General features: G+C 69.7%; 13 protein-coding genes. 4 read left to right on the forward strand and 9 right to left on the reverse strand.

The window, feature by feature from the left end:
- Positions 1–14 precede the first annotated feature (14 nt).
- Both BT98_RS0107135 and BT98_RS0107140 read left to right on the forward strand, forming a co-directional pair.
- The gene (locus BT98_RS0107135; RefSeq protein WP_019459753.1) at positions 15–701 is read left to right on the forward strand and encodes an amino acid ABC transporter permease; all 687 of its coding nucleotides are present in this window, start codon (positions 15–17) and stop codon (positions 699–701) included.
- Positions 702–718: 17 nt separating this feature from the next.
- Entirely contained in the window at positions 719–1,393 is a 675-nt protein-coding gene (locus BT98_RS0107140; RefSeq protein ID WP_019459754.1) for an amino acid ABC transporter permease, read from the forward strand.
- A 19-nt stretch (positions 1,394–1,412) separates the two neighbouring features.
- Here BT98_RS0107140 and BT98_RS0107145 read toward each other — a convergent pair whose 3' ends face one another.
- Together BT98_RS0107145 and BT98_RS0107150 are read right to left on the reverse strand one after the other, a co-directional pair.
- Positions 1,413–2,234 carry a c-type cytochrome gene (locus BT98_RS0107145; protein ID WP_019459755.1) on the reverse strand — a complete coding sequence of 274 codons (822 nt, stop codon included), beginning with the start codon at positions 2,232–2,234 and terminating at the stop codon, positions 1,413–1,415.
- Positions 2,235–2,304: 70 nt separating this feature from the next.
- Positions 2,305–3,075, reverse strand: coding sequence for an endonuclease III domain-containing protein (locus tag BT98_RS0107150; RefSeq protein ID WP_019459756.1), 771 nt, complete (start codon positions 3,073–3,075; stop codon positions 2,305–2,307).
- Positions 3,076–3,228: 153 nt separating this feature from the next.
- Here BT98_RS0107150 and BT98_RS0107155 point away from each other — a divergent pair, with 153 nt between their 5' ends.
- Positions 3,229–4,236, forward strand: coding sequence for a Bug family tripartite tricarboxylate transporter substrate binding protein (locus BT98_RS0107155; RefSeq protein ID WP_019459757.1), 1,008 nt, complete (start codon positions 3,229–3,231; stop codon positions 4,234–4,236).
- Between the two features lie 67 nt (positions 4,237–4,303).
- Here the strand turns inward: BT98_RS0107155 and BT98_RS0107160 are convergent, their stop codons facing one another.
- The gene (locus tag BT98_RS0107160; protein WP_019459758.1) at positions 4,304–4,717 is read right to left on the reverse strand and encodes a rhodanese-like domain-containing protein; all 414 of its coding nucleotides are present in this window, start codon (positions 4,715–4,717) and stop codon (positions 4,304–4,306) included.
- 83 nt (positions 4,718–4,800) lie between these two features.
- Here BT98_RS0107160 and BT98_RS0107165 point away from each other — a divergent pair, with 83 nt between their 5' ends.
- Complete coding sequence (locus BT98_RS0107165; RefSeq protein WP_019459759.1) at positions 4,801–6,009, forward strand: MFS transporter; 1,209 nt, start codon at positions 4,801–4,803, stop codon at positions 6,007–6,009.
- Positions 6,010–6,085: 76 nt separating this feature from the next.
- Here the strand turns inward: BT98_RS0107165 and BT98_RS0107170 are convergent, their stop codons facing one another.
- The 6 genes from BT98_RS0107170 to BT98_RS0107195 all read right to left on the reverse strand — a co-directional run bounded on the left by BT98_RS0107170 (position 6,086) and on the right by BT98_RS0107195 (position 12,552).
- Positions 6,086–7,417: an MFS transporter gene (locus BT98_RS0107170; protein WP_019459760.1), complete on the reverse strand. Its 1,332-nt coding sequence runs from the start codon at positions 7,415–7,417 to the stop codon at positions 6,086–6,088.
- 45 nt (positions 7,418–7,462) lie between these two features.
- The gene (gene dgoD / locus BT98_RS0107175; protein WP_019459761.1) at positions 7,463–8,611 is read right to left on the reverse strand and encodes a galactonate dehydratase; all 1,149 of its coding nucleotides are present in this window, start codon (positions 8,609–8,611) and stop codon (positions 7,463–7,465) included.
- 50 nt (positions 8,612–8,661) lie between these two features.
- On the reverse strand, positions 8,662–9,288 hold the full coding sequence (locus tag BT98_RS0107180; RefSeq protein ID WP_019459762.1) for a 2-dehydro-3-deoxy-6-phosphogalactonate aldolase: 627 nt from the start codon (positions 9,286–9,288) through the stop codon (positions 8,662–8,664).
- Positions 9,288–10,274: a 2-dehydro-3-deoxygalactonokinase gene (locus tag BT98_RS0107185; RefSeq protein ID WP_019459763.1), complete on the reverse strand. Its 987-nt coding sequence runs from the start codon at positions 10,272–10,274 to the stop codon at positions 9,288–9,290. Before BT98_RS0107185 ends, BT98_RS0107180 begins: the two co-directional genes overlap by 1 nt.
- A gap of 17 nt (positions 10,275–10,291) precedes the next feature.
- Entirely contained in the window at positions 10,292–11,071 is a 780-nt protein-coding gene (locus tag BT98_RS0107190; RefSeq protein WP_026032968.1) for an IclR family transcriptional regulator, read from the reverse strand.
- Between the two features lie 281 nt (positions 11,072–11,352).
- On the reverse strand, positions 11,353–12,552 hold the full coding sequence (locus BT98_RS0107195; RefSeq protein WP_019459765.1) for an acyltransferase family protein: 1,200 nt from the start codon (positions 12,550–12,552) through the stop codon (positions 11,353–11,355).
- Positions 12,553–12,686 lie beyond the last annotated feature (134 nt).

Here is a 12,686-nt window from a genome sequence, read left to right on the forward strand (position 1 = left end):
CAGGTCCCTTCCCCGTGGACTCGGGCTTCGTCTTCTCCTTCCTCAACGCCCGCGTCGCCGCCGAGTACTGGCCCCGCATCGCCGAGGGCTTCGCGCTGACCCTCGCGCTCGCCGCGCTGATCGTCGTCGCGGGGCTCCTGGCGGGGCTCGTGCTGGCGGCGGTCCGGGCGCTGGGCATCCGGCCGCTGAACTGGCTGATCGTCTTCCTCGTGGACCTGTTCCGTGCCCTGCCGCCGCTGGTGATCCTCGTGCTGCTGTATTTCGGCCTGCCCTCGGCGGGAATGTCGCTCTCCGGCTTCTGGGCCACCTGGCTGGCGCTGACGCTGGTGCTCGCCGCCTTCGCCGAGGAGATCTACTGGGCTGGCATCACCGCCGTGCCGCGCGGGCAATGGGATGCGGCGCGGGCGCTGGGCTTCCGCTTCCTGCCCGTGCTGTTCCTGGTGGTGCTGCCGCAGGCGGTGCGGATGGTGATCCCGCCGCTGACCAACCGCACCATCGCCATCACCAAGGGCACGGCGCTGGCCTCGGTGGTGGGGGTGTCGGAGATCCTCGGCGCGGCGCAGTCCTCGATGGCCTTCTCGGCCAACCCGACGCCGCTGACCCTGGGCGCGCTCGCCTATGCGATCCTGTTCCTGCCGGTGGTCGGGCTGGGGCGCTGGATCGAGCGGCGCTTCACGCTCGGCCGGGCGCGGGGCGCCTGAGATGAGGAACTCCTGAGATGGAGGAATTCACCGCCGCCTTCCTGAACACCGAGATCATCGGGCAGGCGCTGCCGATCCTCTGGTCCGGGCTGAAGCAGACGCTGCTGCTTTCGCTGATGACGGTGCCGCTCGGCATGCTGGGCGGGCTGATCCTGGCCTTCGCCTCGCGCGCCGGCACGCGCTGGATCGCCTGGCCCGCCGTGGCGCTCACGGATCTCTTCCGCGCCGTGCCGCCGCTGGTGCTGCTGGTCTTCCTCTATGCGGGCCTGCCCTTCCTCGGGCTGGACATCGGCGCCTGGGGCGCGGTGGCCGTGGGCTTCTTCCTGAACACCGGTGCCTATTACGGGGAGATCCTGCGCGCCGGGCTGGACAGCGTGCCGCGCGGCCAGACGGAGGCGGCGCGGGCGCTGGGGCTGCGCTCCTGGCAGGCCATGCTGCTGGTGATCCTGCCGCAGGCCCTGCGCAACGTGCTGCCGGACCTGGTGAGCAACACGCTGGAGGTGGTGAAGCTCACCTCCCTTGCCTCGGTGGTGGCGCTGCCGGAACTGCTCTTCCAGGCGCGGCAGGCGCAGAGCGTGACCTACAACGCCTCACCCATCGTGGCGGCGGCCCTCGCCTATTTCCTGCTGCTCTGGCCCGTGGTGCGGCTGCTGTCGCGGCTGGAGAACCGTGCCGTGGCCGGCGGACGGTGAGGGGCGAGCGGCGGCCCCGTCAGGGACGCTGCGCCGCCATCTGCGCCAGATAGGCGATGAGGCTTTCCATGTCCCGCTCGGGAAGCTGTTCCTCGGTGAAGCCCGGCATCTTCTGGTCCGGCCAGTGGCGCAGGCTGGCCGGGTCGCGCAGGTAGCGGCGCAGGGAGGCGGGCTGGAAATACTCCACCGGGTTCATCGGGTGGTTGAGGTCCGGCCCCAGCATGGCCGTGCCACCGCCGTTGATCCGGTGGCAGGGCAGGCACTGGGTGACGAAGACCGTGAGGCCACGCCGGGCCGGGTGGCTGCCGGGCAGGGCCGGGTCCGGCTCCATCATCGGCCAGCGGGCCGTCGGCGAGGCGACATAGCGCAGGGTGGAAAGACGGTAGGTCCAGTACTTGGTCGGGATGCCGCCAGCCTCCGGCCTTTCCCACACGATGTAGAAGGGCCCCGTCCCCGCGGGTTTGCCGGGCATGGCGGGCCACGGGGCATCGGCCGGCTCGACGGCGATCCAGGCCCGGCTGCCCTCCTTGCCTCCGGTGCCGAGAACGGCACGCAGCGGGATCTGCGCCGCATAGCCATCCAGGGCGACGGTTTCCAGCGCGCTGTCCTCGGGCGGCGCCAGGCGAGACAGGAGGGAGGCGAGCGGCACCGCCCTGTAGCGCCGAGGCTGACGATAGGCGGGGTCCGCCGCGATCTCGATCTCCGCCGCTTCGGGATGTTGCAGGAGTTCGCTGCTGTCGAAGCTCAGGCTCTCCACGCCGCTTTCGAGGCGCAGCGTGGCCGCGGCGGCGGGAAGCGACAGGGTCAGGCAAGCGGCCAGGATTGCCAGAATGGATGGCATACAGAAGCTCTCGTCCAGGTTGTTTCCAGCAAGGAACAATAAGCCTGAACGTGTGACAACCGATTCGTTCCTATCCCGGAAGGCCCTGGAAGCCCTCCCTTCCACCCACCGCCTCGCCCACCTTGCCACGCCGTTCCTGTCCGGTCGGACAGAGATCGAGCAGCACGCAGCGATGACAGGCCGGCTGGCGGAAGAAGCAGCACCGCTGGCCATGCAGCATCAGCACCTCGTGGTCGTCATAGACCTGCTGCGCGTCCCATTCGGGCGGCAGCATGGCCTCCAGCACGCGGTGCGCCGGGCCGACGGCCAGCTTCGGCGGGATCAGCCCCAACCGGATGGCGACGCGGTGGTGGTGGCTGTCCACCGGCAGGGCACGGCGGCGCAGCGAGGAGAAGGACAGGACGGCCGCGCTGGTCTTCGGCCCGATGCCGGGCAGGGATTCGAGCCAGTCACGCGCCTCCGCCACTTCCATATCGGCGAGATGGCCCAGTTCCAGCCCTCCCCGCCGCTCGGTCAGGGCGCGCAGCGTGCGCTGCAGGGCCGGCGCCTTCGCCTCCGGCCATGTGCAGGGGGCAATGGCTGCCTCGACCTCGGCCACCGGCGCGTCCCGCACGCTTTCCCAGTCAGGGAAGCGCTCCCGCAACTGGCGGAAGGCCCGGGCGCTGTCGGCATTCTTCGTACGGTGCGAAAGCAGTGAGGAAACGAGTTCGTCCAGCGGGTCCAACGCGTGAAAATAGGCGATGGGACAGTGATAGGCCTCGCAGAGGCGGGCATGGACCTGCCGCAGCAAGGCGCGCGGGTCATCGGTGGAAGTCCTGCGGTCCTGCGGCATCTGGCCCATGGTGCGTCGTTCTCCGGGAAGCAGGAGAACGCGCCCGCGTCCGGCCGGTTCGGTAGCGTGACAGCCTCCGGATGGCGTGATATTTTCCAAAAGTTAATCCATATGAATGATGAACGACCTTTCAAAGGATCGTTCTTCCGGAGGAATGCCTTCATGACCGCCCGCCGCACCCGAAGGGCCACGCTGCTGGCCGCCTGCGGAACCCTGCTGGGCCTCGCCTGGGCCGGTGCCCAGCCGGTCCAGGCCCAGGACAAGGCCGCGGCGAACTATCCCGACCGCCCGATCCGCGTGATCGTGCCCTTCGGGGCCGGCGGCACCACCGACCTCGTGGCGCGGCTGGTCGGGCAGACCATGAGCAAGCGGCTGGGCCAGCCGGTGGTGGTGGAGAACCGCGCCGGGGCCGGCGGCAATATCGGCAGCGATGTCTGCGCCAAGTCCACGCCGGATGGCTATACGCTCTGCGTCGGCACGATCAGCAGCCATGCGATCAATGCCAGCATCTATCCGAAGATGCCGTTCGACAGCCAGAAGGACTTCGCGCCGGTGGCGCTGCTGGCGACGCAGCCGAACATCCTCGTCGTGGCCAACAACGTGCCCGCCTCCAACGTGACGGAGCTGGTGGCGCTGATGAAGGCGAAGCCCGGCTCCTTCGACTACGGCTCCTCCGGCGTCGGAACCTCGATCCACCTGGCGGGCGTGCTGTTCCTGCAGATGACCGGCACGGATGCGGTACACGTGCCTTATCGCAGCAGCGGCCAGATCATGACCGAGATGCTGGGCGGCTCGCTGCCGATGAGCTTCGACAACTTCTCCTCCGCCTGGCCGCATGTGCGCGACGGGCGGCTGAAGGCGATCGGCGTCGGCTCCAGGGAGCGCATGAAGGTGGCGCCGGACGTGCCCGCGGTGGCGGAAACGCTGCCGGGCTTCGAATCCCTGTCCTGGCACGGGCTCTTCGCTCCGGCGGGTACGCCGCCCGCCATCGTGGAGAAGCTGAACAGGGAGGCCCTGGCCTCGGTCCGGTCGCCAGAGGTGATGGCGCGCTACGAGGAGCTCGGGATCTCGTCCAGCAGCTTCACCCCGGCCGAGTTCAAGGATTTCGTGGCCGCCGAGACCAAGCGCTGGGGCGATGTCGCCCGGGCCGCGAACGTGAAGGTGGAGTAGGGCCCGCCGCCTTCTCCCCCGGAGGCGCCCGGCATCCGGGCGTCTCCGTTTCCGGGACTTTCCGTCTTCAGCGCTGCCGCCAGGGCATCCCCTCGGCCTTCCACCCCGCCACCGTGCCGCGGTGGCCGGAGGCATCGGGCGGCCCCTCGAACCCGTCCGCGACGTTGAAGGACTTCCTGTAGCCAGCGGCCTGCGCCGTCTGCGCCGCGGCAAGCGAACGCGCGCCGGAGCGGCAGATGAAGTAGAGCGCCGTTTCCGGCTTCGCCCCGGCCCGCCGCAGCATGTCGGCAAAGCCGCCATTGACCTGCATGGATGGATAGAGCTGCCAAGGGATCAGCACCGGCTGGCGCCCCAGTTCCGAAAGATCCGGCAGGCCCACGAAGTTCCACTCCGCGTCGGTCCGGACATCCACCAGCATCGCGTCCGGATCGTCGCGCAGCCTGTCCCAGACTAGGCCGGACGGCACATCCTCGATCGTCATTCCAGGGCATCCTCGATCTGTTGGATGCAATCTGGTTTGATGCGGGCGCCGCGTCCATACAGGCCAGGGATCTCTTTCCGCGCATGTCCGCCTCCCCCCCTCCCGCCAAGGCCCTGGCGGGACGATCCAGCCGCGTGCCCGTCCTTGCCGCCGCCTCCTTCGCCACCTCGACCCAGACCTTCGTGGTGTCCGGCCTGCTGAACGAGATGGCCTCGGATCTTTCCATCTCCGTCGCGCAGGCCGGCCAGGTGACCACGGTCTTCGCCATGGCCTTCGGCCTTTCCGCCCCCTTCCTGGCGGCGCTCACCGCCCGCTGGCCACGGCGCCGGCTGCTGGTGGGGATGCTGTGCCTGCTTGCTCTGCTGAACGGGCTGATCGCGATCACCCATTCCTTCGCCGCGCTGATGGGGCTGCGCCTGCTCTGCGGCATGGCGGCCGGGATGGTGGTGCCGGCGGCGGCGGCCACGGCGGCGGGCCTGAGCACGCCGGAACATCGCGGCCGCGCCCTGGCGACGGTGGTGGCGGGCTCCACCTGCGCCTTCCTCTTCGGCGTGCCGCTCGGCTCCCTGGCGGGCGAGGTCTTCGGCTGGCGCGGCGCCTTCGGCCTCGCCGCCCTGCTGGCGCTCGGCGCGGCACTGGCGATCCGGCTGCTGCTGCCGGAAGTGGCGGGCGAACACAGCGGGCTGCGCGGCCTCGGCAACCTGATGCGGACCGGCGTGCGCAAGACCCTGGCGATCACCTTCCTGGCCTTCGGCGCCAGCTTCTGCACCAGCGCCTTCATCGGCCCGGCGGTGAACCGGGTCAGCGGGCTGACCGGCGGGCAGGTCGGGCTGATGCAGGCGCTGATCGGCGCCGCCTCCTTCGCCGGCATCCCTCTGGGGGCCTGGATGGCGGACCACGGGGCGGTGCGGAAGCTCTGGCTGCTGCCGGCGGTGATGGTGCTGGCGGCAGTCGCACATTACGCCCTGCTCTCCGGCGCGGCGGATGGCATGGCCAGCGCGATCCTGTTCCAGGGCGCGGTGATCCTGGTGGCGGGGGCCTGCGCCTTCGCGCTCTCCCCCCTCCTTCAGGCGCGGCTGGTGGCGCTGGTGCCGGAGGCGCGCAACGTCGTTCTGGCGGCAAATTCCTCGGCGATGTTCCTGGGCCAGGCCACGGGCGCCCTGCTCGCCGGCATCGCCATCACGGCGTTGGGCATCCAGGGTATCGCGGCGGCGGGGGCGGCGATGGCCTTCGTCGCCTGCCTTGTCGCGGTCTGGATGAATCTCGGCGGACGATCCACCGGCCGCGCCTGACCGGCCGGCGCCGCGCCTCGTGGCCGCCCGCCCTGGAGGAGAGGCGCCGCGCGGTCCCGGAAAGCCGCTGTCCGTATCAGCTTGCCGTGCTCTCGGTGTCCGGCAGGCGTTCCACCTTGCCGACCACGAAGATGTAGGAGAGCGCGCCGATCAGGGCGAGTGCCGCGACATAGGTGAGGCCGGCGGAGAAGCCGTAGTCGCGGGCAAGATAGCCCACCACGATCGGCACGGTGATGCCGGACAGGTTGCCGACGAAGTTGAACACGCCGCCGGTCAGGCCCAGCAGGCGCTGCGGTGCGATGGCGGAGACCAGCGACCAGGTGATCGAAGCCAGACCGTTGCCGAAGAAGGCCAGCGTCAGGAAGGCGATCACCGCCGCCGGGCTGTCCACGAAATTGGCGCCGATGATGCCGATCGAGAGCAGCAGGCCGGTCACGATCGGCGCCTTGCGCGCGAAGCCCAGCGAGGCGCCGCGCCGCACCAGCGCGTCCGAGAGCACGCCCGAGCACAGCACGCCGACGAAGGCGGCCAGGAAGGGGAGCGAGGCGAGGAAGCCCGCCTTCACGAAGTCCATGCCGCGCGCCTGGACCAGATAGGTCGGGAACCAGGTGAGGAAGAACCAGAGTGTCGAGGTCAGGCAGAACTGGCCGAGATAGACACCCCAGAGCTTGCGCGAAGAAAGCACGCGGCGGAGATCAGCGCCGCTGACGCGGCTGGGCGCCCGGGACGTCTTCCGGTCGAGATCGACGAGGCCGCCGCCCTGGCGGATCAGCTCGATCTCCGCCGGATTGGCCGAGCGGTGCTCGCGCGGCTCGCGGTAGAGGACGTACCAGGCCAGGCCCCAGGCGATGCCGACGCCGCCGGTGGCGACGAAGACCATGTGCCAGCCGATCTCCGTCTGGATCCAGATCAGCACCGGGGTCAGGAAGGCGAGGCCGACGAACTGGCCGGAGGTGTAGAAGCCGATGGCGGTGGCGCGTTCGCCCTCCGGGAACCAGGCCGTCACGACGCGGTTGTTGATCGGATAGGAGGGCGCCTCCATGGCGCCGATCGCCAGCCGCAACGCGATCAGGGCGGGGACGCTGTAGGCGAAGCCCAGCATCACCGTGGCGATGGACCAGAGGACGATCAGCGACGGGTAAAGGATGCGGGGCGAGACCTTGTCCACGAACCAGCCGCCGGGGATCTGGCAGATCGCATAGGTCCAACCGAAGGCGGAAAGGACGAGGCCCATCTCCGCCGGATCGATCCCCAGCTCCCCGGCCATGGCCGGGGCGGCGATGGAAAGGTTGCTGCGGTCGAGATAGTTGATCACCACGGTAATGAAGAGCAGCACCATGATGCCGAAGCGCACGCGCGTGGGCTTCGCCGCGGCCGCCATGGCCGCGGGCGTATGGGAAACACTCATTCCGGACTTCCTGTTAGCGGTTATGCCCTCTCGGAGCGGCCGGCCTCACCACTCGGCGAAGCTGCCGTCCTTGTGGCGCCAGACCGGGTTCCGCCAGCGATGGCCCGTTTCCGCCGCCTTGCGCACGAAATCCTCGTCCACCTCGATGCCCAGGCCCGGGCCCTGCGGGATGGCGACGTGGCCATCCCTGTATTCGAAGACCGAGGGGTCCTTCAGGTAGTCGAGCAGGTCGCTGGTGGTGTTGTAGTGGATGCCCAGCGACTGCTCCTGGATGAAGGCGTTGTAGCAGACCGCGTCGAGCTGCAGGTTCGCCGCCAGGGCGATGGGGCCGAGCGGGCAGTGCAGCGCCAGCGCGATGTCATAGGCCTCGGCCATCGCCGCGATCTTGCGCGTCTCGGTGATGCCGCCGGCATGGGAGGGGTCGGGCTGGATGATGTCCACATAGCCTGCATGCAGGATGTTCTTGAAGTCCCAGCGGGAGAAGAGCCGCTCGCCGAGCGCGATGGGCGTGGCGGTGTGGTTGGCGATCTCCTTCAGCGCCTCGGCATGTTCGGAGAGCACCGGCTCCTCGATGAACATCAGCTTGAAGGGGTCCAGCTCCCTGGCCAGGACCTTCGCCATGGGCCGGTGGACGCGGCCGTGGAAATCCACGCCGATGCCGAAATTCGGCCCCATCTCGTCGCGGATCGCCTGCACGCGCTCCAGCACGGCATCGACCTTGTCATGCGTGTCGATGAACTGCAGCTCCTCGGTGCCGTTCATCTTCACCGCGGTGAAGCCGCGATCGGCGCATTCGCGCGCCATGCGCGCCGTGTCGCCGGGACGGTCGCCGCCGATCCAGGAATAGACGCGGATACGGTCGCGCAACTGCCCGCCGAGGAGCTGGTGCACCGGCTTGTTCAGCGCCTTGCCCTTGATGTCCCAGAGTGCCTGGTCGATGCCGGCGATGGCGCTCATGTGGATCGCGCCGCCGCGGTAGAAGCCGGCGCGGTACATGACCGTCCAGTGGTCCTCGATCAGCGAGGCGTCCTTGCCGATCAGGTAGTCGGCCAGCTCGTCCACGGCGGCGGCGACGGTGTGTGCCCGCCCCTCCACCACCGGCTCGCCCCAGCCGGTGATGCCTTCATCCGTCTCGACCTTCACGAAGCACCAGCGCGGCGGGACGATGAAGGTGGTGAGCTTGGTGATCTTCATGCGGCAGGTCCTCGGAACGTCGTGCGGGAAGCGGGTTCAGGCCTTCCGGCTCAGCCTTTCAGGGCCCGCCAGGCCTCGGCGAAGGCCCGGGCGTTCCGGCCGACCTCCGCCGCATCCATGCCCGGCTTGTAGAGGGCGGAGCCCAGGCCGAAGCCGGCGGCGCCGGCGGCGCGGAAGCCGTCCATGTTGTGCGGCGTGATGCCGCCCACCGGCAGGAAATGCGTCTCCTTCGGGAAGACGGAGCGCATCGCCTTCAGCACCGGCGGCGTCAGCAGCTCGGCCGGAAAGAGCTTCAGCGCATCCGCCCCGGCGGCCAGCGCGGCGAAGCCCTCGGTCGGCGTGACGATGCCCGGCGTGCAGAACAGGCCGGTGGTCTTGGCGGCGCGGATCACCGTGGCGTCGGCATGCGGCATGACGATGATGCGGCCGCCCGCCATGGCGACGTCGGCGACCTGCGCCGGGGCCGTCACCGTGCCGGCGCCGACCAGGACGTCCCGGCCGAAGCGGGTGGCGAGGCGGCGGATGCTTTCCACCGGCTGCGGCGAGTTCAGCGGCACCTCGATGATGGCGAAGCCCGCCTCCACCAGCGCCTCGCCGATGGGCAACACCTCCTCCGGCGTGACGCCGCGCAGGATGGCGATGAGCGGCAGGCGGTCGAGATAGGTCTGGAACGGCATCAAACGGTTTCCTCGGATATTCCGGCGGCGAGCCCGGCCTGGATGGCGATGCGCCAGAGGCCGGCGGTGGCGGCGTTCTCGATCTCGCGGACCTCGGAGACGCCGAGCAGGGCCAGCGCCTCGCGGTAGCGGCGGCAGAGGGCGGGATCGCCGATCAGCACCACGCCTTCCCTCCGGCCCCGCAACCCGCAGAGCAGTTCCTCGCCGATCAGCAGGCCGGAGAGGTAGTCGAGGCTCAGTTCGGGGCGCAGCCCGCCCGTCAGCACCAGGGCGCGCGCCGAGAAGAGCAGCGGCGCGACTTGGCCGCCCTCCCGTACCGCCTGCACGCCGCGCAGAAAGGCGGCGTCCGCAGCGGCATCCTCCGCCGCTTTCGGCACGTCCCGGGCGAAGCGGCCCAGGATGGAATGCCCGCGCAGCACGGCGAAGAGCTCCCCGGTCATGTAGGTGTCGAAGCGCGCGATGCGGCCCTGCTCGATGCTCACCCATTTCGAGTGGGTGCCGGGCATGACCAGCAGCGATCCCTCGCGCAACGCGGGGTTCAGGGCCAGCGCGCCGGCGATCTGCGTTTCCTCGCCGCGCATCACGTTCGGAGCCTCGCCGTACTGGGCGACGCCCGGCACCACCAGCAACGCCCCGCCCGGCACCGGCACCAGCCCGCCGGCCAGTTCCTCCGGCCCGGCCGGACAGGGGAGGTAGGGCGCCTCCACCCAGCCCTGGGCGCTGCCGATCATGCCAGCGGCGATGGATTTCAGCTCCGGCCAACGGTGGCGCCATTCGCCGGTCACGGCCTCGAAGACCGCGGCAAAATCGCCGCCGGGAACCTGCATGATGCCTTGCGGCGCGCTGCGGCTGTCCAGCACGGCACCATCCGGCCCCAGCAGATAGGCGCGCAGGGAACTGGTGCCCCAGTCCAGCGCGATCAGGGCGGGGCTTCGCGCTGTTGCCGCGCCGTCCATGGCACGGTGATCCGTCCGATCCTTGTTCATGGCGTTCCTCTCCTGCCTCACGCCGCACGCGGTGCGGTGGCGCGCCAGCCGAGGCTGCGCGAGATGGCCTCCGCCGTGGCGGCGACCTCCGGCACCAGCGACAGCATCCGTTCCTCCGGCATGTGCTGCGCGGCGGAGGCGAGGCTGACCGCCGCCACGATGCCGCGCCCGGCGTCGCGCACCGGGGCCGCGACGCAGTGGATGCCGATCTCGTTCTCGGCGAAGTCCAGCGCCACGGATTGCGCGGCATAGCGCCGCATCTCGTCGCGATAGGCCTCCCAGGGGCGCGGCGAGCCGCGGCTGGCGGGATGGGCAAGGCCGCTCTCGTAAAGCGCCCGCCAGCGATCCTCCGGCAGGTCGAGCATCAGCGCCTTGCCCACGCCAGTCAGCGCCATGGGCATGCGGTGGCCGATGCGCGAACGCATCTCCAGCCCGCGCTGACCGGGGATCTTGTCGAGATAGAGCACCTCCACCCCTTCGGGCAGGCCGAGATGCACCGTGTCCTGCGTGCGCTGGGCCAGGGCTTCCAGATGCGGCCGGGCGAGGCGCGCCAGCGGCACCTGCTCCCGCGCCTGGAAGCCCAGCTCGATCAGCTTCGCCCCCAGCGCGTAGCCCTCGCCCTCGCCCCGGAGATAGCCCGCCTTCACCAGTGCGCTGGCGAGTCGCTGCGTGGTGCTGCGGCTCAGCCCCAGCACCCGGCCCAGCGCGGACAGGTCGTGCGCACCGCCGGCCACCGCCTCCAGCACGGCAAGGCCGCGAAACAGCGTCTGGGTTCCGGGCGTGCTCTCCAGCGGCATGGCGATCTCTCCGCGCTCCAGGATAGGCAGGCGGCGCAATCGGTCAATATATGAATTGCAATCCCATTATATGGGTTAAACGGGAGTTGTAGATCCAGCCGGAAGCCCGCCTCACCGCATCCGGCAAGGCGAAGGCGACACCCCGCGCCCCTGCGACAAGGCATGGCGGGACAGAAAACGAATGTTCCGAGAATGGGACCGGCCTTGCGCGCCCGGCACCGCACCCGCCACTGCCGCCGCGATCCCCTCCCCCGCAACCGGGCGGAGGGATCGGGACGGCCTCAGCCGATCCGGGGCGAGGGCGACAGGACGGAACCCGGCGGGACGGTCCTGGGTGCCACCTTTCCGGCGAGGCCGGGGCGCGTCCGCGACAGCGGGATGCCGTTGAACAGCCAGAGCAGCCAGCGGCTGCGGCTGATCACGAAGCGGTGGATCAGATAGCTGACACCCAGCCCCGCGGCCACGGCGATCACCCAGCCCAGCAGCGGCATGTCGAGACCCAGGCGGATGCTGCCCTCGGCCACCAGCATCACCACGAGGTAATGGAAGAGGTAGATGGTGAAGGCGCTCCGCACCAGTTCGTTGACGGCGGGATGGCCCGTATGGACGAGGCGACGCGCCACCGCCAGCAGCAGCCGCGTGCCCGTCAGTCCCATCAGGGCGAAGAGCAGCACGCCGGAAACCTGCGTCACCACCCCCTGCTCCACATGCCGCTGGAGCAGCAGCAGCCCCAGCCCCGCAGCGAAAAGCAGCAGCGTGCTCCAGCCTGGATGAGTGAAGCGGTCAAAGGCCTCGGGCCGTGCCAGCAGCCAGGTGCCCATCAGGAAGAAGGGGAAGTAGAGCAGGAGTTCCCGCAGGTTCACGGTACCGCCGAAGGCCTGTTCCAGATGACCGCCCAGCAGCCGCTCGTCCAGGGTCTTCAGCCCCAGGCGCCAGACGACCATGAGGGCGACCAGCAGCAGGTCGCTGGACAGCACACGGCCCGCCATCCGCTCCAGCGGCGCGGGGGCGAGGCGGCGGAGGGGCAGCAGGGCGGCGAGGAGGCCGCACATCAGCAGCAGGTCCAGCAGGAACCAGAGATGCCCCAGCCAGTGCCCGCCCGGCGAGGTGAGTTGGGCGAGGAAGGAGGGCGCGACACCCTCGGCCGGGTGCAGCGCCACCGAGGCCACGTACATGGCGGGGATGTTCAGCAGCAGAATGGAGACCAGCAGCGGCAGGCCGAGCCGCGCCAGCCGCGCCTTCAGCCAGGCGACCAGACCCGACTTGCGGATCACCAGCAGCGAGAAGAACCCGGCCAGCAGGAAGAAGGCGGGCATGCGGAAGGCGTGGATGATGTCGTTCACATGGCCCAGCAGCACGCTGGTCGTGGCCGGGTTCACCACCCAGGGGTCCGGCCCGAAGACCTGTCCCGCCCTGTAGGGGATGCCCAGCAGCATCAGGAAGGCCCGGCAGAAATCCATGTAGTACAGGCGCTGATTCATCGGCCCGTCCTTCCCCCATCGGCGGTGGCGGGGGCGTTGTCCGGCCGCGAAGCCCACAGCCTGGCCCACCCACCCCGCGTTTCACAAATAGTCCCGAACCGGACAACATTCCAATAACCATCTTTTTATTGATC

Origin of the sequence: Roseomonas mucosa ATCC BAA-692, from assembly GCF_000622225.1 — a bacterium.
Classification (GTDB): domain Bacteria; phylum Pseudomonadota; class Alphaproteobacteria; order Acetobacterales; family Acetobacteraceae; genus Roseomonas; species Roseomonas mucosa.

Bases quoted from the DNA above. Each gene is read 5' to 3' on its own strand.
- BT98_RS0107170 (WP_019459760.1), bottom strand. From the start codon at position 7,417: ATGAGTGTTTCCCATACGCCCGCGGCCATGGCGGCCGCGGCGAAGCCC.
- BT98_RS0107140 (WP_019459754.1), top strand. From the start codon at position 719: ATGGAGGAATTCACCGCCGCCTTCCTGAACACCGAGATCATCGGGCAG.
- dgoD (WP_019459761.1), bottom strand. From the start codon at position 8,611: ATGAAGATCACCAAGCTCACCACCTTCATCGTCCCGCCGCGCTGGTGC.
- BT98_RS0107195 (WP_019459765.1), bottom strand. From the start codon at position 12,552: ATGAATCAGCGCCTGTACTACATGGATTTCTGCCGGGCCTTCCTGATG.
- BT98_RS0107190 (WP_026032968.1), bottom strand. From the start codon at position 11,071: ATGCCGCTGGAGAGCACGCCCGGAACCCAGACGCTGTTTCGCGGCCTT.
- BT98_RS0107185 (WP_019459763.1), bottom strand. From the start codon at position 10,274: ATGAACAAGGATCGGACGGATCACCGTGCCATGGACGGCGCGGCAACA.
- BT98_RS0107155 (WP_019459757.1), top strand. From the start codon at position 3,229: ATGACCGCCCGCCGCACCCGAAGGGCCACGCTGCTGGCCGCCTGCGGA.
- BT98_RS0107180 (WP_019459762.1), bottom strand. From the start codon at position 9,288: ATGCCGTTCCAGACCTATCTCGACCGCCTGCCGCTCATCGCCATCCTG.
- BT98_RS0107145 (WP_019459755.1), bottom strand. From the start codon at position 2,234: ATGCCATCCATTCTGGCAATCCTGGCCGCTTGCCTGACCCTGTCGCTT.
- BT98_RS0107160 (WP_019459758.1), bottom strand. From the start codon at position 4,717: ATGACGATCGAGGATGTGCCGTCCGGCCTAGTCTGGGACAGGCTGCGC.
- BT98_RS0107165 (WP_019459759.1), top strand. From the start codon at position 4,801: ATGTCCGCCTCCCCCCCTCCCGCCAAGGCCCTGGCGGGACGATCCAGC.
- BT98_RS0107150 (WP_019459756.1), bottom strand. From the start codon at position 3,075: ATGGGCCAGATGCCGCAGGACCGCAGGACTTCCACCGATGACCCGCGC.